The organism is Leisingera sp. SA215 (assembly GCF_055902035.1).
Genome location: NZ_JBVVXU010000028.1, coordinates 1 through 18,872 on the forward strand (window position 1 = coordinate 1; position 18,872 = coordinate 18,872).

Genomic DNA, 18,872 nt, shown 5'->3' on the forward strand with positions numbered 1-18,872 from the left:
TTTGTTGGTTGTTGCGGGTCGGGTTGGAGGTGGTGCTGCGTCGCTTCCTCCCCCCCCCCCCCCCCCCCCCGCCGCGCCTGCGCACGGATCGGATCGCTGCGCGATCCGATCCGCCGGTCAAGCCTGGTAAACGGGAGCAATCAGAATGGCACGTCGTCGGTGGCAGCCACAAAGCGGGCGACCACTTTCTTGGTGCCAGCCTTCTCAAACGCCACTTCCAGCTTGTCGCCCTCGATGCCGGTGATGGCGCCATAGCCGAATTTCTGGTGGAACACCCGCTCCCCCAACGTGAAGCTGGAGGTGGCGGTGAGGTCGATCACCTGATGCTTGCTTTCCTTGGGCTGCGACATGCCGTACTGGCCGGCCCTGGCCTGCATCCGCTTCCAGCCCGGCGAGTTGTAGCCGTCGGCCTGGGCCATTTTCTCTTCGATGGTGGAGCGGACTTGCCCGCCACCGGGAGTACTGCCCGGCGCCGCCGCCCCGTAGCCGCCGCCATAAAGGCCCGGCGGGGTCAGCACTTCGACGTGCTCCTCGGGCAGTTCGTCGATGAAACGCGAGGGCAGCTGCGATTGCCATTGCCCGAACACCCGGCGGTTGCCGGCAAAGGAAATGGTGCAGATCTGCTCGGCCCGTGTGATGCCCACATAGGCCAGACGGCGTTCCTCCTCCAGCCCCTTGAGGCCGCTTTCATCCATCGAGCGCTGCGAGGGGAACAGGCCGTCCTCCCAGCCCGGCAGGAACACCGCGGGGAATTCCAGCCCCTTGGCAGCGTGCAGGGTCATGATCGAGACCTTCTCGTCCGCGTCCTGCTTGTCATTGTCCATCACCAGGCTGACATGTTCGAGGAAACCCTGGAGATTTTCGAAATTTTCCAGCGCCTTGACCAGTTCCTTGAGGTTTTCCAGACGGCCCGGCGAATCCGGGTTCTTGTCGTTCTGCCAATGGGTGGTGTAGCCGGACTCGTCCAGGATGATCCCGGCCAGTTCCATATGGGTGATGCCGGCGTCGCCGGCCATGCGGCCCCAGCGGGCGATGCCCTCGACCAGCTGGCGCAGGGCGCCGCCGCCCTTGCCCTTGATCAAACCGCCCTCGACCGCCAGCCGGGCGCCCTCGACCAGAGAGACGCCGTTTTCGCGGGCGATGCCCTGAATGGTCTGCTGCGCCTTGTCGCCAAGGCCGCGCTTGGGGGTGTTGACGATGCGCTCAAAGGCCAGATCATCGTCGGGGGAGACCACAACGCGGAAATAGGCCATCGCGTCGCGGATCTCGAGCCGTTCATAGAATCGCGGGCCGCCGATGACGCGATACGGCAGGCCGATGGTCAGAAACCGGTCCTCGAACGCGCGCATCTGGTGCGAGGCGCGGACCAGAATCGCCATGCTGTTGAGGCCGATCGGCGGCTGGCCGCGGGTGCCGCGCTGCATCGCCTCGATTTCCTCACCGATCCAGCGGGCCTCTTCCTCGCCGTCCCAATGGCCGATAAGCCGGACCTTTTCGCCGTCGCCGGCGGCCGTCCACAGCTCCTTGCCCAGACGGCCCTGATTGCCCCGGATGACGTTTGACGCCGCTGCCAGGATATGGCCGGTGGAGCGGTAGTTCTGCTCCAGGCGCACCACCATGGCGCCGGGGAAATCCTTTTCGAACCGCAGGATATTGCCGACCTCGGCGCCGCGCCAGCCATAGATAGACTGATCGTCGTCGCCGACGCAGCAGACGTTCTTATGGGCGCCCGCCAAGAGCCGCAGCCAGAGGTACTGCGCCACGTTGGTGTCCTGATATTCATCCACCATGATGTAGCGGAACCAGCGCTGGTATTGCTGCAGCACATCGGGGTGGGTCTGGAAGATCGTCACCATGTGCAGCAAGAGGTCGCCAAAATCCACCGCGTTCAGCTCGCGCAGGCGGGTCTGGTACAAAGCGTAGAAATCAGTGCCGCGGTTGTTGTAGGCGCCGGCATCAGCCGCCGGCACTTTCTCAGGCGTCAGGGCGCGGTTTTTCCAATCGTCGATGATGCCCGCCAGCATCCGCGCAGGCCAGCGCTTGTCGTCGATGCCTTCCGCCTTGATCAGCTGTTTCAGCAACCGGATCTGATCGTCGGTGTCGAGAATGGTGAAGTTGGATTTCAGCCCCGCCAGTTCGGCATGGCGGCGCAGCAGTTTCACGCAGACCGAATGGAAGGTGCCAAGCCACGGCATCCCTTCGACCGCCTGGCCCAGCATTGCGGCCACACGCTCTTTCATCTCGCGGGCGGCCTTGTTGGTGAAGGTCACCGACAGGATCTCGTTCGGGCGCACCCGGCCGGTGCTGAGGAGATGCACAATCCGGGTGGTCAGCGCCTTGGTCTTGCCGGTGCCCGCCCCTGCCAGCATCAGCACCGGGCCGTCCAGGCATTCCACCGCTTCGCGCTGCGCCGGGTTGAGGCCGTCCAGATAGGGCATCGGCCGCGCACCCATGGCGCGGGCCGACAATGATGCGCCCTCAAAGGCGTCCATTTCGTCAAAACTGCTCATGGGTGCGATCCTAGCCTGATTCAATCCCGGCGGAAAGAGGACGTTCACACTCTGTTCGCTGGAGTGCCGGACAGGTCTGCAGCGGGTGCGCGCCGCAGGGTCCGCAACTGCAGGGGCTGGACATTCCGCCCCGCCCGCCGGCTAATGCCCGCATGGATTTGCATCAACGCTACCCCGGCCTTGAAGACCTGAAACGCCGCGCCGAACGGCGGCTGCCGCGGTTTGTCTGGGAGTATCTGGACAGCGGCACCGGAACAGAGGCCGCACGGGTGCGCAACCGGACGGGCCTGGACCGGTTGGGCTTTCTGCCGTCAGTGCTGCATGGGCCGATGGAACCGGATCTTTCCACTCCGCTTCTGGGCACTGCCTATGCGCTGCCTTTCGGAATCGCGCCGGTAGGCATGTCCGGGCTGATCTGGCCGGATGCCGAGGCTATTCTGGCCCGCGCCGCCGCCGCCGCCGCCATTCCTTATTGCCTGTCCACGGTTGCCAGCCAATCGCCGGAGGACCTGGCGCCGCATCTGGGCGGGGATGGCTGGTTCCAATTGTATCCCCCCAAGGACGAGGCCATCCGCGGCGATCTGCTGGCGCGGGCACGGGATGCCGGTTTCAAGACCCTGGTGCTGACGGTGGATGTGCCCGCCGCCTCGCGCCGCGAACGGCAGACACGGTCGGGGCTGACCCAACCGCCGCGGCTGACCCCGCGGCTGCTGGCGCAGATTGCGCAGCGCCCGGCCTGGGCGCTGGGAATGGCGCGCCGGGGCCTGCCGCGGATGCGGACATTGGACAAGTACATACCGGGTGAACAGGCCAACCTGCCGCCGACGGCCCATATTGGCTATTTGCTGCGCACCTCGCCGGATTGGGATTATGTGCATTGGCTGCGGCGCAACTGGGACGGCGCCTTTGTCATCAAAGGGGTGCAGCGTGCCGAAGACGCCAAGCGCATGCAGGCGGCGGGGGCGGATGCGGTCTGGATCTCCAACCATGGCGGGCGCCAGTTCGACGGCTGCCCGGCGGCGATTGATCTGCTGCCGGATATCCGCGCCGCGGTGGACCTGCCATTGATCTTCGACAGCGGCATCGAGGGCGGTCTGGACATTCTGCGGGCGCTGGCGCTGGGGGCGGATTTCGTCATGCTGGGGCGTGCTTTTCACTATGCGCTGGCCGCCCTGGGCACCGCCGGCCCGGCGCATCTGACCGACATGCTGGCCAAGGACATGCAGGCAAACATGTGCCAGCTTGGCCTGTCCGGACTGGACGCAGTCCGCAGCCTGCAGCGGCGCAAACTGGACTGACTGCGCGCCGTGCTGGCGCAATTTACCCAAAAACCGGAGAATAGCGCCAAAATGACGCACCCCAGCCGCCGCTTGCCCGCTGCGTCGCGGCAAAAATAGTTACAAAATCGTGCTGCAAGCGCGAAATTCCTGCGGTTTCCCGCCCCGTTGCAAGCGGGCGGCCCAACTGCGGATCCACCGCATCAGACGGCGAAACGCGGGCCAGGAAAGAGAAAACAAGCCGCTTGAGAGCGCAATCATGCCGGAAATACCCAGAACACCTGTTGTGCGGCTCGCTAATATCCGCCTAACACTGCACCAACTTGCACGGACCCCGAGGGTGAAATGACCGACTTCAAAAAGATCCTGATTGCCAACCGTGGTGAGATCGCCATCCGCGTGATGCGCGCCGCCAACGAAATGGGCAAACGCACCGTCGCCGTCTACGCCGAGGAAGACAAGCTCGGCCTGCACCGGTTCAAGGCGGATGAAGCCTACCGGATCGGCGAGGGCATGGGGCCGGTTGCGGCCTATCTGTCGATTGACGAGATCATCCGCGTCGCCAAGGAAAGCGGCGCCGATGCGATCCACCCCGGTTACGGCCTGCTGTCGGAGAACCCGGATTTCGTCGATGCCTGCGCCCGCAACGGCATCACCTTCATCGGGCCCAAGGCCGAGACCATGCGCGCCCTGGGCGACAAGGCCAGCGCCCGCCGGGTCGCTGTCGAGGCCGGGGTGCCGGTGATCCCCGCGACCGAGGTGCTTGGCGACGACATGGACGCGATCCGCAAGGAAGCGGCCGAGGTTGGCTATCCGCTGATGCTGAAAGCCTCCTGGGGCGGCGGCGGCCGCGGCATGCGGCCGATCCACGGCGAGGACGAGCTGGAAGAAAAGGTGCTGGAAGGCCGCCGCGAGGCGGAAGCCGCCTTTGGCAACGGCGAGGGCTATCTGGAAAAGATGATCACCCGCGCCCGCCACGTCGAGGTGCAGATCCTGGGCGACAAGCACGGTGAGATCTATCACCTGTTCGAGCGCGACTGCTCGGTGCAGCGCCGCAACCAGAAAGTGGTCGAGCGCGCCCCTGCCCCCTATCTGACTGAGGAGCAGCGCGCCGAGATCTGCGAGCTGGGCCGCAAGATCTGCGCCCATGTGAACTATGAATGCGCCGGCACCGTCGAATTCCTGATGGATATGAACGACGGCAAGTTCTACTTCATCGAGGTGAACCCGCGGGTGCAGGTGGAACACACTGTCACCGAGGAAGTCACTGGCATCGACATCGTGCAGGCGCAGATCCTGATCGCCGAGGGCAAGACCCTCGCCGAGGCCACCGGCAAAACCAGCCAGGGTGAGATCAAGCTGACCGGCCACGCGCTGCAGACCCGGGTGACCACCGAGGATCCGCTGAACAACTTCATCCCCGACTATGGCCGCATCACCGCCTACCGCTCGGCCACCGGCATGGGCATCCGCCTGGACGGCGGCACCGCCTATGCGGGCGGCGTGATCACCCGCTATTATGACTCGCTGCTGACCAAGGTCACCGCCTCGGCCCAGACACCGGAGAAGGCAATTGCCCGCATGGACCGGGCGCTGCGCGAATTCCGGGTCCGCGGTGTGTCGACCAATATCGCCTTTGTCGAGAACCTGCTGAAACATCCGACCTTCCTGTCGAATGAATACACCACCAAGTTCATCGACGAGACCCCGGAGCTGTTCCAGTTCAAGAAGCGGCGCGACCGCGGCACCAAGGTGCTGACCTATATCGCGGACATCTCGGTGAACGGCCATCCGGAAACAGAGGGCCGCGCTGCCCCCGCTGCCGATCTGAAAGAGCCGCGCGCGCCGCATGCCGAGCCGGGCAACCAGCCCTATGGCACCCGCAACCTGCTGGAGCAGAAGGGCGCCCAGGCGGTGGCCGACTGGATGAAGGCGCAGCGCCAGCTGCTGCTGACCGACACCACCATGCGCGACGGCCATCAGTCGCTGCTGGCAACCCGGATGCGCTCGATCGACATGATCAAGGTGGCGCCGGCCTATGCCCAGAACCTCAGCCAGCTGTTCTCGGTTGAATGCTGGGGCGGCGCGACCTTCGATGTGGCCTACCGGTTCCTGCAGGAATGCCCCTGGCAGCGCCTGCGCGATCTGCGCGAGCGGATGCCCAACCTGATGACCCAGATGCTGCTGCGCGCCTCCAACGGCGTCGGCTACACCAACTATCCGGACAATGTGGTGCAGGAATTTGTGCGCCAGGCGGCGAAAACCGGTGTCGACGTGTTCCGCGTCTTTGACTCGCTGAACTGGGTTGAAAACATGCGCGTCGCGATGGACGCGGTGGTCGAAAGCGGCAAGGTCTGCGAAGGCACCATCTGCTATACCGGCGACATCCTGGACCCGAACCGCGCCAAGTACGACCTGAAGTATTATGTCGGCATGGCGAAAGAGCTGGAGGCCGCAGGTGCCCATATCCTGGGCCTGAAGGACATGGCGGGCCTGTTGAAGCCCGCCGCCGCCCGCCAGCTGGTCAAGGCGCTGAAGGAAGAGGTCGGCCTGCCGGTCCATTTCCACACCCATGACACCTCGGGCATTGCCGGGGCCACCATTCTGGCCGCCGCAGATGCCGGCGTGGATGCTGTGGACGCCGCAATGGACGCCTTCTCGGGCGGCACCTCGCAGCCCTGCCTCGGGTCGATTGTCGAGAGCCTGCGCAACACCGACCGCGACACCGGTATCGACATTGCAGCGGTGCGTGAAATCTCGGGCTATTGGGAGCAGGTGCGGGCGCAGTATGCAGCCTTTGAATCGGGTCTCGCAGCCCCGGCTTCGGAAGTTTACCTGCATGAGATGCCCGGCGGCCAGTTCACCAACCTGAAGGCGCAGGCGCGGTCCTTGGGTCTGGAGGAGAAGTGGGGCGACGTGGCGCAGACCTATGCCGACGTGAACCAGATGTTCGGCGATATCGTCAAGGTGACGCCCTCGTCCAAAGTGGTTGGCGACATGGCGCTGATGATGGTCAGCCAGGGCCTGACCCGTGATCAGGTCGAGGATCCGGAAACCGACGTGGCCTTCCCCGACTCGGTCGTGGATATGATGCGCGGCAATCTGGGCCAGCCTCCGGGCGGCTTCCCCGAGGGTATCGTCTCCAAGGTGCTGAAAGGCGACGCCCCGAATGTGGAGCGCCCCGGCAAGCATCTGGAACCGGTGGATCTGGAAGCGGTCCGTGCCGAGCTGTCAAAAGAGCTGGAAGGCTTCAAGGTCGATGATGAGGACCTGAATGGCTACCTGATGTACCCGAAGGTGTTCCTGGATTACATGGGCCGCCACCGCCAGTACGGACCGGTGCGCAGCCTGCCGACGCGGACCTTCTTCTACGGCATGGAGCCGGGCGAGGAGATCACCGCCGAGATCGATCCGGGCAAGACCCTGGAAATCCGCCTGCAGGCGATTTCCGAAACCGATGAGAAAGGCGAAGTGAAGGTCTTCTTTGAGCTGAACGGCCAGCCGCGGGTGATCCGGGTGCCGAACCGCCTGGTCAAGGCCTCGACCCAGGCCAACCCCAAGGCCGAAGCCGGCAACCCGAACCACGTCGGCGCGCCGATGCCGGGTGTTGTGGCAGGCGTGGCGGTGCAGGTGGGCCAGCAGGTGCATGAAGGCGATATGCTGCTGACGATCGAGGCAATGAAGATGGAGACCGGCATCCACGCCGAGCGCGACGCGGTGGTGAAAGCCGTGCACGTTCAGGCCGGTACCCAGATCGACGCCAAGGACCTGCTGATCGAGCTGGAATAAGCCGCAGTCCAGCACCCGCACGAGGGGCGCCCCGCCAGCCGGCAGGGCGCCCTTTTTTTTCATTGCCTGCCGGTAACTGGCGGAACCGGAACCCTGCACATAATGCGGGCCGGGAATTCCAAGCCTCCGGATCAGGTTCTGAATTTTTCAGGATGCGGCAGCCTCACGGTGTCAACCGGAACCGGTTTGATGCCTTCGATCTGTACGGTCCAGCCCTCCGGCTCGGGCGTGCCGCGAGGCTGCGCCCCCTGCAGAACCGTTCCCAGGACAATCGCTGCGCTCAAGCTGCCGATCCGCAGATAGTCTTTCCAAAGCACGGCCTCAATCTCCCTTAGAAAATCCGCTTGTTTGAAGGTGAAACGCACGGTCTGGCCTCTTCCGTCGCGGCGGGTGCGGATTTTTTTCTTCCGCTGCCGATTTTTCTCTTGCAGCGCCTGCGGCGACGCCCTAAATCACCGCTCACCGGATGGCAGCGCGGGCGTAGCTCAGGGGTAGAGCATAACCTTGCCAAGGTTAGGGTCGGGCGTTCGAATCGCCTCGCCCGCTCCATCGGGAAACGAACAGGCCGTCCTTCGGGGCGGCCTTTCGCTTTTGGGGTTTTCAGCATACCCTGCACCGGTGCGGAAACCCTTGTGCGGAATCACCTTTCCGCCTAGGAACAGAGCAAGAACACGAACGGACGGGCAGAGCAGAATGCTGACATCGGTAGAACTATGCGCAGGTGCGGGCGGCCAGGCCTTGGGGCTGGAGGCGGCGGGCTTTGACCACACGGCGCTGGTAGAGATCGACAAGCATTGCTGCGCCACCCTGCGCCACAACCGGCCCCAGTGGAATGTGCTGGAAGAGGACGTGCGCAAGTTCAAGGACGCCGCAGGCGACTACAAGGGAATCGACCTTTTGGCGGGCGGCCTGCCCTGCCCGCCGTTTTCGGTCGCTGGCAAGCAGCTGGGCGAAAAGGACGAGCGCAACCTGTTTGACGACGCGATTGAAATCGTCGATGCCACCCGCCCCCGCGCGGTGATGATCGAAAACGTGCGCGGCTTTCTGGATGCGGTGTTCCATGACTACCGCGAGAAGCTGAAGAAGCAGCTGTCGAAATTGGGGTACGAGACCGACTGGCGGCTGCTGAATGCGTCTGATTTCGGGGTGCCGCAGCTGCGGCCGCGGGTGGCGATTGTTGCCCTGCGCAAGGAATTTGCCGGCCAGTTCAACTGGCCCGAGCCGCTGCCGCATAATCCGCGTACTGTTGGTGAAACGCTGCTCGACCTCATGAAAGAGCGCGGCTGGCGCGGGGCCGAGGATTGGGCCGCCAAGGCCGATGAAATCGCGCCGACCATCGTCGGCGGCTCCAAGAAGCACGGGGGGCCTGATCTGGGGCCGACCCGCGCCCGGCGCGCCTGGGCCGCGCTGGGTGTCGAGGGGCGCACCATCGCCTATGAGGCGCCGGATCCGTTTCACAACGACATGCCGCGGCTGACGGTGCGGATGGTGGCGCGCATTCAGGGCTTTCCCGATGCCTGGCATTTCACCGGCGCCAAGACCAATGCCTACCGCCAGGTCGGCAATGCCTTTCCGCCGCCGGTGGCTGAAGCCGTCGCGCGGGAACTCAAGGCGGCAATTGCCAAGCCGAAGCTGCATGCTGTGCGGGCGTAAAGCCTCCCCGTCATTCCAGAGCCAAGGGCAGCGACCGGCCCTGGGCAGGCGGAACGCGATATGAAACAGAAGCTCCCCGGCAGCCTCGTTCTTCCCGGCCACCCGGATTTCGCTGTCCTTTCTGAACTCGCCGAGGAGATCACCGCCCGCGCCGGCGGTGCCTTGGCGCTGGAACACGACGTGCCGCAGATGCTGCGCCAATGCATCGACGACGTGATCATGACGCCCAAGACCGGGCGGCGCGCCTATGAAGAGCTGGAGAAGACCGAAAAGACCTATATCGGCACCCGGGTCGAGATCGAGCTGCGGGCGCTGCTGCGCCTGCGCAAGGGGCGGCTGGATACCGAGATCCTGGGACGGGATGTCGATATCAAGCACACAATGGGCAGCAACTGGATGATCCCGACCGAGGCGCTGGATTGCGCCTGCCTGCTGGTGGCGGCGGATGAGGTGCGGGCGCGCTGCTATCTGGGTCTGATCATTGCCCGGCCCGGATACCTGACCGCCGGACAGAACAAGGACGCCAAGCGCAGTATCTCGGCGGAAGGGTTCCGCCATATTCTGTGGCTGCTGGAGGCGCAGCCTTATCCCGCCAATTTCTGGCGCACTGCGGATGAGGCAGCGGTGGAGCAGATCTTTGCCGGCGTGACCGGCAACGAGCGGATGGCGCAGCTGTTCCGGCTGATCCAAGGGCGCCCGATCCCCCGCGACGTGGTTGAGGCGGTGGCGCAGCAGAAGGACTTCATGCGCCGGATCCGGGCGGATGGCGGCCACGGCACCCGCGATATACTGGCACGCGAGCAGATCGTGCTGCTGGAAGGCCAGAAGGACGCCCAGCTGATCAAGGCGCTGGAGCTGCCGCCCTGCCCGGCCAGCGCCTTTGTTTCCTGCCGGATTGAAAGCGGCTACCATGCCCGCATGGTGGAACAATCCAGGCATCACGTGGAATGGCCGACAGCCTGACACCGGAACGGCGCAGCGCCAATATGGCGAAGATCCGCGCCAAGCACACCAAGCCGGAGATGCTGGTGCGGCGGATGGTGCACGGGATGGGCTTTCGCTACCGGCTGCATCGCAAGGAGCTGCCGGGCAAACCCGATCTGGTGTTCGGCCCGCGCCGCAAGGTGATCTTTGTGCATGGCTGCTTCTGGCATCTGCATGAGTGCCGAGACGGGCGCGTTCCGGCAAGCCGCCGGGATTACTGGAAACCCAAGTTGCTGCGCAACAAGCAGCGGGACGCCGAGCAACTGGCTGACCTGCAGGCCGCGGGCTGGCAGGTACTGATCATCTGGGAATGTGAAACTAAGGATTTGAACGCCTTGCAGAACCGTCTCAGGCTATTCCTGGAAACTGATAAATAACGCTTACCCACAGATACTTGCGCAGTTTTCAAAATTCCCTCTTGCGGCCTGTTCGGGAACGCCCTAAACACCGCCTCACCGAATGGCAGCGCGGGCGTAGCTCAGGGGTAGAGCATAACCTTGCCAAGGTTAGGGTCGGGCGTTCGAATCGCCTCGCCCGCTCCATTCGAAAGCCGGACAGGCCGCCCTTGGGGCGGCCTTTCGCGTTTCTGCCCCAACGGGACGCGCCGCACTTTCTTCCCTCCCCGGTCATTTTCCTCTTGCGGGTCATTTCGGAAAACCCTAGATACCGCCTCACCGAATGGCAGCGCGGGCGTAGCTCAGGGGTAGAGCATAACCTTGCCAAGGTTAGGGTCGGGCGTTCGAATCGCCTCGCCCGCTCCATTTGGAACCGAAAAGGCCGTCCCCCGGGGCGGCTTTTCGCTTTTCCGCATTCCTCGCGATTAATTTGATCAAATTCCTTTGACGCAGGATGCAAAACGCGCCAAACCTATTGGCAAATGTGCCCCTTGAGGGCGGTTTACCGGAGGAGTTTGGCCATGGCCCCTGTGATCTATCCCACCACCAATTTCACCGCGACCGAGCAGCTGTGCCTGGACCGCGGCGAAGGTATTTATGTCTATGATACGGACGGCAACAAATACATCGAAGGGCTGGCGGGCCTGTGGTGCACCTCGCTGGGCTACAGCAACACCGAGGTCATGGATGCGATCACCGAACAGCTGCACAAGCTGCCGTTCTCGCACACCTTCGGCGGCAAGACCCACGCACCGATCATGCAGCTGGCGGAGAAGCTGAAGGCGATGGTGCCGGTCGAAGATGCCTATATCTTCTTTGGCAACTCAGGCTCGGACGCCAATGACACCCACGTGAAGATGCTGCGCTATTACTTCAATGCCATCGGCAAGCCAGAAAAGCGCAAAATCATCACCCGCGAGCGCGGCTATCACGGGGTGACGGTGGCGGCGGGCTCGCTGACCTCCCTGCCCGCGAATCTGGCGCATTTCGACGCGCCGCTGGAGGCGCTGCACATTCTGCGCTCCGACGCGCCGCATTATTACACCGGCCGCCAGGGCAACGAGACCGAAGCGCAGTTCGTCGACCGGATCATCGGCAACCTGGAACAGCAGATCCTGGCCGAAGGACCGGATACGATTGCTGCGATGATTGTAGAGCCGATCACCGGTGCGTCCGGCGTGATCGTGCCGCCGGAGGGCTATTACGAGAAACTGCAGGTGCTGCTGCGCAAACACGGCATTCTGGTCTGGGCGGATGAGGTCATCACGGGCTTCGGGCGTACCGGTGCTGATTTCGGCTCCACCGCCATGGGTATCAAGCCGGACCTGATGACCTTTGCCAAACAGCTGAGCTCGGCCTATTTTCCGATTTCGGCCTCGGTGATTCCCGGCTGGATGTATGAGGCAATGATCGATCAGACCAATGAGGTCGGCGTCTTTGGCCACGGCTACACCTATTCCGGCCACCCGGCGGCCTGTGCCGCGGCACTGAAGACGCTGGAAATCTACGAGCGCGACAACCTGTTTGAACATGCGGCCGAGGTCGGCGCCTATATGCAGGCGCAGCTGCGCGAGATTTTCACCGACCACCCGCTGGTGGGCGAGGTGCGCGGCAAGGGGCTGATCGCGGCGCTGGAGCTGGTGTCGAACAAGACCACCGGCGCCAGCTTTGACAAAGGCGCCGCTGGCGCCGCCGCGCAAAAGGCCTGCGAGGCAAACGGGCTGATCATCCGGGCGGTGGCAGGCAATGCGGTGGCGCTGTGCCCGCCGATCATCATCACCAAGGATGAGGTCGACGACATGCTGGCACGGCTGAAGGCTGCCATCGACAGCGCTTATGGGGATCTGAAAGACAAAGGCCTGCTTGCGGCTTGATCTGCCCTGACCAAAAGAAAACGCCCCGCAATGCGGGGCGTTTCGTTTGTCCGTCTGCTTAGAAGACCTTATAGGTCATTGTCGTCAGCGACCGCTCGATCCCCCCGATCTGCAGCAGCTGGTCGTTGATGTATTTGCCCACATCCTCGCCCGAGGGGATGTAGAGCTTCATCAACAGGTCGAAATTGCCGCTGGTGGAGTAAAGCTCGGAGTGGATTTCACGCAGCGCAATTTCCTCGGCCACCTTGTAGGTGGTGCCGGGTTTGCAGCGGATCTGGACAAAGACGCAGGTGGACATGGGTGCCCCTCATGGATGGTCAAGGAATTGCTTCCAAGCTCGCATGCGCCGCATCCGGGCGCAAGAGACCGGGATTGCTGCAACAGATTGCCCCCATGCACAATGCCGCACTTGAGCCAGCCCCCCTGCCCGCCCTATAAGCGCCTCGCAGCTTGACGAAGGACAGCCCGCCGATGCGTACCGCCACAGTGACCCGCAAAACCGCGGAAACCGATATCTCGGTCGAGATCAACCTCGACGGTTCCGGGGTTTATGACAACCGGACCGGGGTTGGTTTCTTTGACCACATGCTGGACCAGCTGGCGCGCCATTCGCTGATCGACATGACCATCCGCGCCAAGGGCGATTACCACATCGACGACCACCACACGGTGGAGGACACCGGCATCGCGCTGGGTCAGGCGCTGGTGCAGGCGCTGGGGGACAAAAAGGGCATCCGGCGCTATGGCGAGTGCCACCTGCCGATGGATGACGCGCAGGTGCGCTGCGCGCTGGATCTGTCGGCGCGGCCCTTCCTGATCTGGAACGCGGCGCTGCCGGCCCAGAAGATCGGCACCTTTGACACCGAGCTGGTACGCGAGTTTTTCCAGGCGCTCAGCACCCATGGCGGCATCACCCTGCACATCGACCAGCTGCACGGGTTCAACAGCCACCACATCGCCGAGGCGGCGTTCAAGGCGGTGGCCCGCGCGTTACGGCTGGCGGTAGAGACCGATCCGCGCAAGGCGGACGCAATCCCCTCGACCAAGGGCGCGCTGTAACGGCCGATCCGTGCTAGCCTCCCTGCAGAGATATCTGCAGGGAGGCGACGCAATGACGACACATGATGGTGGCTGCCTCTGCGGCGGCTTGCGATATCGGGTAAGCGGTGATCCCCTGTGGGTGACGGCCTGTTTTTGCCGCTTCTGCCAGCGGGCAACGGGTGCATTGGGAATGGTGGAACCCATTTTCGACATCACCCGCTTTCAGATCATCGAAGGGGCGCCATCGCGCTACGTGCATGTCTCGGCCGGCAGCGGCAAGGCGGTGAACGTGCATTTCTGCGCAACCTGCGGCACCAAGACCCACCTGACCTTCGAGCGCTGGCCGGACCGGCTGGGCGTCTATGCGGGCAGCTTCGATGATCCGGGCTGGTTCGCGTTCACTCCGGAGAACAGCAAGTTCATCTTTCTCGACGACGCGGTGCGCGGGGCCATGGTTCCGGCGGGCTTCAAGGTGTTCCGGCAGCACGCCGCCACCGCGGATGGCACGCCGCTGGAGCCGGAGGTGCTGCACGAGGTGCTGCACATCCGCTGAAGGCTTGGCAGCGCCGGGTTGTTGCGCTAGGCAGCATGCGAGTTTCACACCCCTGGAGAGCCCGTACATGCTGACCGCGATCATCGATTACGAATCCGGCAACCTGCATTCTGCCGAGAAAGCCTTTCAGCGCATGGCGCGGGAGCTGGACGCGGGCGAGGTTGTGGTGACCTCGGACGCGGATGTGGTTGCGCGGGCCGACCGGCTGGTGCTGCCCGGCGATGGCGCCTTCCCGGCCTGCGCGGCAGAGCTGCGCGGCCACAAGGGCATTTATGACGCAATGGTCGAGGCGGTGGAGCAGAAGGGCCGCCCGTTTCTGGGCATCTGCGTCGGCATGCAGCTGATGGCCACCACCGGGCACGAGTATCAAGAGACGCCAGGCCTTGGCTGGGTCGGCGGCGATGTGGTGAAAATCACCCCGGCAGATGCGTCCCTGAAGGTGCCGCATATGGGCTGGAACGATCTGGTGATCCAAACCGGGCACCCGGTGTTTGACGGCATCACATCCGGCGACCATGTGTATTTCGTGCATTCCTACCATTTCCGCGCCGCCAACCCGGCAGAACGGCTGGCGCATGTGGATTATGCGGGTGAGGTGACCGCGGTCATCGGCCGGGACACGATGGTGGGAATGCAGTTCCACCCGGAGAAGAGCCAGGCGACGGGGCTGCGGATGATCGGCAACTTTCTGACCTGGAAGCCCTAAGAGGACGCCGCTGGCGCGGCGTTGCCTCCCCTCACCGCGGCAACGCCGCCTGCCGGGCAGGTAAAGGGAGTATTTTTTGAAAGATGAAATGGCACAGCCTGCTCCTTCATCTTTCAAAAAATACTCAATACCCCAGCGCAGCCTGCTCCGCCCTTTCAGGCCGGGTGCCCCCTAAGCCGCGCTTCTCAGCGAAACAGGCGCCACGCCATAGACCTTGCGAAAGGCGCGGGTGAAGCCTTCGGGAGAACCGTAGGCATAGCGGCGCGCCACCGCCTCGACCCGGTCGCCGCGGCTGAGGTCCTGATGAGCCAGGATCAACCGCCACCGGCGCAGGTAGCCCATCGGGGTTTCTCCGACTTCGGTGGAAAAAAGTTCCGCAAAGCGCGACAGTGAAAGCCCGGCCTCCTGCGCCAGATCGGCGTTGGTCCAAAGCCTGCCGGGGCGGTCGTGCATTGCCACAATCGCACGGCTGAGGCGCGGGTCCGCGAGGCCTGCCAGCAGCCCCGGTTCAGTGGCGCCTTTGCGGATCTGGTTGCGCAACAGGCGCACCATCAGCACCTCGCCCAGCCGGTTGACCACCGATTGCGCGCCGCAGTGCCGGCCTTCGGATTCGTCCCGCATCAGGCGCACCAGCCCCTGCGCCTCGGCATTGCCGCTGATGCTGTAATCCACCACCGGCGGCAGCGCCGCCAGGAACGGATTGCTGTTGCCCGACCAGGTCACCCGCGCAGCCCACATCACCGCGCCCGGAGCCGGGTCCGCCGGCGCGCTCCTGGTGCGATAGAGGATCCGCACCGGCTGCCCCGCTGCATCTGCCAGTGCAATCAGATTGGACTCCGCAGGCCCGGCGGCCTGCACTGCAAGCTGAAAGCGGTCGATCAAGGTGGTGAGGCGGTCCATATTTCCGGTGTTTCAGTCAGGTTTTTCGGATTTATCCGACAGTAAGCTGTACGATACAGAGAAGCAACCACCACTCACGTCATCACGCACAAGGAACACCCCATGCTGATCCCCCGCCAAAAGACCCCCGGCCTGACCCTGCCGACGCTGGACCACGGCCCGTTCGACCTGTCTGCGGAAACGGCAGAACGCGGCACCGTGATCTGTTTCTACCGCGGGCTGCACTGCCCGATCTGCGCGACCTATTTGAAAGAGTTCGAAAAGAAGGTCGCGGCCTTTGCCGAGCGCGGTGTCAATTGCATTGCGGTCAGTACTGACGGGGAAGAGCGCACCCGCGCGATGGCCGAGAAGATCGACGCCAAGGATCTGCGGTTCGGTTTCGGTCTGCCGCTGTCCGTGGCCAGGGATTGGGGGCTGTACATCTCGACCTCGCGCGGCAAGACTTCGATCGGGATTGAGGAGCCGGCGCTGTTTGCCGAACCCGGCCTGTTTCTGGTGACGCCGGAGCAGACGCTGTATTACGGCGCGGTGCAGACGATGCCGTTTGTGCGCCCGCATTTCGCCGAGCTGGTCGCGGCGCTGGATTTCGCGATCCCCAACAACTACCCGGCGCGCGGCGAGTATACCGGTGCTGTGTAGCACCGCCGCCAGCCTGTAAAATCGGCTGAGTCCGGCAATGGACAAGGGGTCCGCTTCCATGCATACGGGACGGACCTTTTTCCGCGCTTCAGGTTTCCCCTTGCACATCCGTTTCGAGAAATACGACCATACTGAAGGCAAGCACCGCTATTGCCAGCTGAGCCTGACGCCGACCCTGTTCGGCGACTGGTGCGTTGAGCGTGTGTCGGGACCGCTGAATGCGCCGGGCGGGGTCCAGAAGCGCGCGTATTTTGCCGCGCAAGCTGAGGCGATGGCGATCTTTGAACGCTTCCGGGACCGGCAGATGAAGCGTGGCTATGCGCCGATCCCGGTGCAGCTGGGTCTGCTTTAGCTTTATTCGATCCGGGTCCAGGTCTGTTTCGAACAGATCAGCCCGCCCGCCACACAACCGCGCAGGGCGAGGTTATTGCCGGCCATGTCCATCTTGCCGATGTAGACCTTGTCATTTGACGGCCGCCAGACCTTGCCCTCGTAAGAACCGTCGCCGTTCGGCACCATGTCAATCACCAGCGTCCTGCCGATGTTGGGGGATTGATACTCTCCCTCGCTGTTGAAAGTGCGGGCGATCTTGCCGCAGACGGCGGCGCCGCATTGATCCATTTGGATATGGGCATAAGAACCGTCATCGGGCTGGGTTTTCCAAACGCCCAGCACCGGATCCGCCGCGGCGGCGCCTGCCAGCCCCAAGCCAACGGCCAAACCTGCCAGAAGATGTTTCATTCCAATTCCTCCCTGTTTTTCAGGCAGCCTGTCCCTGATGCGCCCGCTGAGGCAAGGTTGACTTTGGGTCGCGTTGCATTCTGCCCTTACGTTGTGCAAAACACCGCCAGCATATCTTTACCAAGGACCGCCCGGATGATCCTCTACCCTGCGATTGACCTCAAAGACGGCCAGGCCGTGCGCCTGCTGCATGGCGAGATGGACAAGACCACCGTGTTCAACGACAACCCCGCCGCCCAGGCGCTGGAGTTTGTCGCGGCGGGCTGCGAGTGGCTGCATCTGGTGGACCTCAATGGTGCCTTTGCCGGCGAGCCGGTGAACGCCGCACCGGTCGAGGAGATCCTGAAGCAGACCAAGGTGCCCGCCCAGCTGGGCGGCGGCATCCGCGATATGGCGACCATCGAACGCTGGATTGACAAGGGCCTGGCGCGGGTGATCCTGGGCACCGTGGCGGTGGAGAACCCCGACCTGGTGCGCGAGGCAGCACGGGAGTTCCCCGGCAAGGTCGCGGTTGGCATCGACGCCCGCAACGGCAAGGTCGCGACCAAAGGCTGGGCCGAAGAGACGGACGTGATGGTCACCGACCTCGCCAAAAGCTTTGAAGACGCAGGCGTTGCTGCGATCATCTATACCGACATCCTGCGCGATGGCGCGATGAAAGGCCCGAATGTGGAGGCCACCGCCGATCTGGCAAATGCGGTCAGCATCCCGGTGATTGCCTCGGGCGGCGTGTCCTCGCTGGACGACCTCAGGGCGCTGAAGTCCTGCGGTGCGCCGTTGAATGGTGCGATTTCCGGGCGGGCGCTCTATGATGGCGCCATTGATCTGAATGAGGCGCTGGCGGTTCTGAAGGGCTGACACGGCGCAGGAACCGGGAGGCCGCATGCGCCTGATCCGCCGTATCCTTGCCATCGTGGCGCTGGCGCCCATTGCCCTGTGGATGCTGTGCATCGCCTGTGTGATGCTGCTGGGGTTTGGCTTTGGCTGCGACATCAACGAAGGTTTTGCCACCCCCTGCGTGGTACTTGGCCGGGACCTGAGCGAGACCGCCTATTCCCTGGGCCTGTTTGCCGCTTGGGGGCCGCTGATGTTCGGACCGGCCTCCCTTGGCGGCGGGTTTCTTTGGGCGGTTGCGGTGGCGATCGACCGCCACCGCAACCGCGCGCCCCGGTAGGGAACAGAAAGGCCAGCCCGGTACCCGGGACTATTGCGCGGCAGCAGCCGTCAGTTTGCCCAAGGCGCCCTGCATCTTGGCAAGGAAGCCGGCATCCGCGGGGATATCGAGGGCGGAGAGCATCTCAGCCGGGTCCTCATAGGTCAGCCAGACCTGGCCTTCCGCATCTTCATAGGCCAGCACCCTGAGCGGCAGGTAAAGGCCCGCCCTCATGTCGGCCTGCATCGCAGGGGTGCCCAGCTTGGGGTTGCCGAAAATCAGCAATTGCGAAGCCCCCAGCTCCAGCTCCGCCTTCCGGGCGCCTGCGCCATGGTCGACGCGGGCAAAGACGGTGGCGCCGGCACCCTCAACGGCGGCCTGCAGCGCATCCATGGTCTCCGCCACAGGTTTATGGCTGGGTATTTGCATCAGGTCTGCGGCGGCGGGCAATGCGGACATGAGGGCGATGGCTCCGGCAACGATAAGGGGTTTTGTCATAACGGCTGCTCCAAAATGTACGGTGATGATACGAAAACAAGGGAACGGGCGCCGGCAGGCAATTCACATCTGCGGCATCGGCGTGTCCTCGCCGCCCTGAAAATACAGCGGGCGCCGCAATGCGCTGGACACCACGGCCCGCATCCCGGACCAAAACGC

19 protein-coding genes and 3 tRNA genes are annotated in these 18,872 nt (G+C 63.7%); 16 read left to right on the forward strand and 6 right to left on the reverse strand.

The genetic code is table 11. The annotated features are described in order from the left end of the window. Positions 1-140: 140 nt before the first annotated feature. On the reverse strand, positions 141-2,510 hold the full coding sequence (locus AC0KW6_RS19905) for an ATP-dependent helicase (RefSeq protein WP_474035828.1): 2,370 nt from the start codon (positions 2,508-2,510) through the stop codon (positions 141-143). 152 nt (positions 2,511-2,662) lie between these two features. On the opposite strand from AC0KW6_RS19905, the gene AC0KW6_RS19910 reads away from it, so the two are divergent. Further along, a complete protein-coding gene (locus AC0KW6_RS19910) occupies positions 2,663-3,808 on the forward strand; it encodes an alpha-hydroxy acid oxidase (protein ID WP_474035830.1) in 1,146 nt (381 codons plus the stop codon). Between the two features lie 324 nt (positions 3,809-4,132). After that, positions 4,133-7,576: a pyruvate carboxylase gene (locus AC0KW6_RS19915; protein WP_474035831.1), complete on the forward strand. Its 3,444-nt coding sequence runs from the start codon at positions 4,133-4,135 to the stop codon at positions 7,574-7,576. A gap of 131 nt (positions 7,577-7,707) precedes the next feature. Here the strand turns inward: AC0KW6_RS19915 and AC0KW6_RS19920 are convergent, their stop codons facing one another. After that, entirely contained in the window at positions 7,708-7,893 is a 186-nt protein-coding gene (locus tag AC0KW6_RS19920; RefSeq protein ID WP_474035832.1) for a hypothetical protein, read from the reverse strand. A gap of 157 nt (positions 7,894-8,050) precedes the next feature. Between AC0KW6_RS19920 and AC0KW6_RS19925 the strand changes: the two genes are divergently transcribed. From AC0KW6_RS19925 to AC0KW6_RS19955, 7 genes are all read left to right on the forward strand, one after another. Continuing rightward, positions 8,051-8,125: transfer RNA gene (locus tag AC0KW6_RS19925), tRNA-Gly, on the forward strand. Between the two features lie 144 nt (positions 8,126-8,269). Continuing rightward, positions 8,270-9,229: a DNA cytosine methyltransferase gene (locus AC0KW6_RS19930; RefSeq protein WP_474035833.1), complete on the forward strand. Its 960-nt coding sequence runs from the start codon at positions 8,270-8,272 to the stop codon at positions 9,227-9,229. 60 nt (positions 9,230-9,289) lie between these two features. Next, the gene (locus AC0KW6_RS19935) at positions 9,290-10,192 is read left to right on the forward strand and encodes a NaeI family type II restriction endonuclease (protein WP_323783477.1); all 903 of its coding nucleotides are present in this window, start codon (positions 9,290-9,292) and stop codon (positions 10,190-10,192) included. Further along, positions 10,177-10,590: a very short patch repair endonuclease gene (locus AC0KW6_RS19940; RefSeq protein WP_474035834.1), complete on the forward strand. Its 414-nt coding sequence runs from the start codon at positions 10,177-10,179 to the stop codon at positions 10,588-10,590. The genes AC0KW6_RS19935 and AC0KW6_RS19940 overlap by 16 nt, the downstream gene beginning before the upstream one ends. A gap of 90 nt (positions 10,591-10,680) precedes the next feature. Next, a tRNA-Gly gene (locus AC0KW6_RS19945) sits at positions 10,681-10,755 on the forward strand. A gap of 144 nt (positions 10,756-10,899) precedes the next feature. Beyond that, positions 10,900-10,974: transfer RNA gene (locus tag AC0KW6_RS19950), tRNA-Gly, on the forward strand. A 155-nt stretch (positions 10,975-11,129) separates the two neighbouring features. Beyond that, the gene (locus AC0KW6_RS19955; protein WP_474035835.1) at positions 11,130-12,482 is read left to right on the forward strand and encodes an aminotransferase; all 1,353 of its coding nucleotides are present in this window, start codon (positions 11,130-11,132) and stop codon (positions 12,480-12,482) included. 58 nt (positions 12,483-12,540) lie between these two features. Here AC0KW6_RS19955 and AC0KW6_RS19960 read toward each other — a convergent pair whose 3' ends face one another. Beyond that, entirely contained in the window at positions 12,541-12,780 is a 240-nt protein-coding gene (locus AC0KW6_RS19960; RefSeq protein WP_323782746.1) for an Lrp/AsnC family transcriptional regulator, read from the reverse strand. Between the two features lie 173 nt (positions 12,781-12,953). Between AC0KW6_RS19960 and hisB the strand changes: the two genes are divergently transcribed. From hisB to hisH, 3 genes are all read left to right on the forward strand, one after another. Beyond that, positions 12,954-13,541, forward strand: coding sequence for an imidazoleglycerol-phosphate dehydratase HisB (gene hisB, locus AC0KW6_RS19965; protein WP_323782743.1), 588 nt, complete (start codon positions 12,954-12,956; stop codon positions 13,539-13,541). 52 nt (positions 13,542-13,593) lie between these two features. Next, positions 13,594-14,076 carry a GFA family protein gene (locus AC0KW6_RS19970; RefSeq protein WP_323782740.1) on the forward strand — a complete coding sequence of 161 codons (483 nt, stop codon included), beginning with the start codon at positions 13,594-13,596 and terminating at the stop codon, positions 14,074-14,076. 67 nt (positions 14,077-14,143) lie between these two features. Further along, the gene (gene hisH, locus AC0KW6_RS19975; protein ID WP_323782737.1) at positions 14,144-14,782 is read left to right on the forward strand and encodes an imidazole glycerol phosphate synthase subunit HisH; all 639 of its coding nucleotides are present in this window, start codon (positions 14,144-14,146) and stop codon (positions 14,780-14,782) included. Positions 14,783-14,953: 171 nt separating this feature from the next. Here hisH and AC0KW6_RS19980 read toward each other — a convergent pair whose 3' ends face one another. Beyond that, complete coding sequence (locus tag AC0KW6_RS19980; RefSeq protein WP_474035836.1) at positions 14,954-15,682, reverse strand: helix-turn-helix transcriptional regulator; 729 nt, start codon at positions 15,680-15,682, stop codon at positions 14,954-14,956. Positions 15,683-15,784: 102 nt separating this feature from the next. Here AC0KW6_RS19980 and AC0KW6_RS19985 point away from each other — a divergent pair, with 102 nt between their 5' ends. Continuing rightward, the gene (locus AC0KW6_RS19985) at positions 15,785-16,321 is read left to right on the forward strand and encodes a peroxiredoxin-like family protein (RefSeq protein WP_323782731.1); all 537 of its coding nucleotides are present in this window, start codon (positions 15,785-15,787) and stop codon (positions 16,319-16,321) included. 100 nt (positions 16,322-16,421) lie between these two features. Beyond that, positions 16,422-16,673 (forward strand): WGR domain-containing protein, encoded by a 252-nt coding sequence (locus AC0KW6_RS19990; RefSeq protein ID WP_474035858.1) that lies wholly within the window; start codon positions 16,422-16,424, stop codon positions 16,671-16,673. Between the two features lie 2 nt (positions 16,674-16,675). Here the strand turns inward: AC0KW6_RS19990 and AC0KW6_RS19995 are convergent, their stop codons facing one another. Then, the gene (locus AC0KW6_RS19995; protein ID WP_323782727.1) at positions 16,676-17,062 is read right to left on the reverse strand and encodes a DUF2147 domain-containing protein; all 387 of its coding nucleotides are present in this window, start codon (positions 17,060-17,062) and stop codon (positions 16,676-16,678) included. Positions 17,063-17,197: 135 nt separating this feature from the next. Here AC0KW6_RS19995 and hisA point away from each other — a divergent pair, with 135 nt between their 5' ends. Both hisA and AC0KW6_RS20005 read left to right on the forward strand, forming a co-directional pair. After that, entirely contained in the window at positions 17,198-17,920 is a 723-nt protein-coding gene (gene hisA / locus AC0KW6_RS20000) for a 1-(5-phosphoribosyl)-5-[(5-phosphoribosylamino)methylideneamino]imidazole-4-carboxamide isomerase (protein ID WP_474035837.1), read from the forward strand. Positions 17,921-17,945: 25 nt separating this feature from the next. Then, positions 17,946-18,236 (forward strand): hypothetical protein, encoded by a 291-nt coding sequence (locus AC0KW6_RS20005; protein ID WP_474035838.1) that lies wholly within the window; start codon positions 17,946-17,948, stop codon positions 18,234-18,236. 30 nt (positions 18,237-18,266) lie between these two features. Here the strand turns inward: AC0KW6_RS20005 and AC0KW6_RS20010 are convergent, their stop codons facing one another. Further along, positions 18,267-18,713: a DUF302 domain-containing protein gene (locus AC0KW6_RS20010; RefSeq protein WP_474035839.1), complete on the reverse strand. Its 447-nt coding sequence runs from the start codon at positions 18,711-18,713 to the stop codon at positions 18,267-18,269. Between the last annotated feature and the right edge of the window lie 159 nt (positions 18,714-18,872).